This window comes from Streptomyces sp. NPDC088812 (genome assembly GCF_044750285.1).
GTDB lineage: Bacteria > Actinomycetota > Actinomycetes > Streptomycetales > Streptomycetaceae > Streptomyces.
Window position 1 is genome coordinate 1 of sequence record NZ_JBIVJP010000079.1, and the last position, 1,331, is coordinate 1,331.

A 1,331-nucleotide genomic window follows, 5' to 3' on the forward strand; every position below is an offset into this window, starting at 1 on the left:
GGATCGCGGCCACGTAGACGGAGTCGTCCATGGAGTGCTGCGGCGGGGTCTCGGCCACCCCCTTGGCCAGGTACATCCACACGGCGAAGAAGTGCAGCGCCTCCACCGTCTGCCACACCCAGAAGTCCCGCCACCGCGGCAGGGCGAGCGCCAGGAGCGGGATCAGCCAGACCACGAACTGCGGTGAGTACACCTTGTTGGTGAGCACGAACGCCGCCACCACCAGGAACGTCAGCTGGGCCAGCCGCGGGGTGTGCCGCACCCGCACGCCGAGCACGAAGATCCCCAGGCAGCACACCGCGAAGGTCCCGTAGGCCAGCAGGGTCAGGGAGTCCTCCGGCACGAACGCCCACCCGGCCTGCGCGGCGGTCACGTCCCACGCGTGCCACACGCTGGACAGGCCCGGCCCGCGCTCGCCGGAGAAGGTGAAGAACACGGACCACGCCTGGAAGTTCACGACCATGAGCGGCACGTTGACCGCCGCCCACGCCGCCACCGTGCCCCCGGCCGCGAGCAGGAACGGCCGCCACCGCCGCGAGCGCACCGCCAGGATCAGCAGCGGCCCCAGGATCAGCAGCGGATACAGCTTCATGGCCGCGCCGAGGCCGAACAGCACCCCCGCCGTCAGGGACCGGCCGCGCGACCACGCGTACATGCCGCACGCCAGCAGGGCCACGGCCCACAGGTCCCAGTTGATGGTGCCGGCCAGCACGATCCCCGGGGCCACGGCCACCATGAGCCCGTCCGTCCACCGGCGCCCCGCCATCCGGACGGTCAGCACCGCGACGACGGCCCACAGCACCACCACGAACCCGAAGTTCACGAGCCAGAACACCACCGTGCCCTGCTCCGGCGAGAACGGCAGCGCCTGCGTGATCCAGGCCGCCACCGAGCCCACGACGGACATGAGCACGGGGTACTCGAACGTGGAGCCCGCCCGGAACGGCGCCCACGGGTCCGCCGCGAACCCGCGCCCGCCGTAGAGCGCGGCCCAGTCCGAGTAGCAGCCCGCGTAGTAGACGTCCGGGGCGCCCCAGCCGTGCAGCAGGCACGGCGACTTCTGCAGCACGGTCACGACGGCGGCCAGAGCCACCAGCAGCGCCGTCAGCGCCACGGGCCCGGTCCAGGAGCCGGTCCCCCGTCCGGGGCCGTTCGCCGCGAGGCCGCCGGCGAGCTGGAAGCGGCCGCCGCGCTCACCGGGGGCGGTCAGGGCCCCGGACGGTGCGCTGTCAGCGGAACGCCCGGCGGGGGCGCCCGGGGCGGTCACGGCGTCGCTCGGGGCGCCGTCCGCGGCGTGAGTGGGCGGCTCGCTGGGGGTCGCGGCGTGCGCG

At 74.1% G+C, this 1,331-nt stretch carries 1 protein-coding gene; it reads right to left on the reverse strand.

From position 1 onward, the window contains the following. Positions 1 to 1,331: glycosyltransferase family 87 protein (locus ACIP67_RS43320; RefSeq protein WP_401700238.1), on the reverse strand; the 1,331-nt coding region annotated here is incomplete at both ends.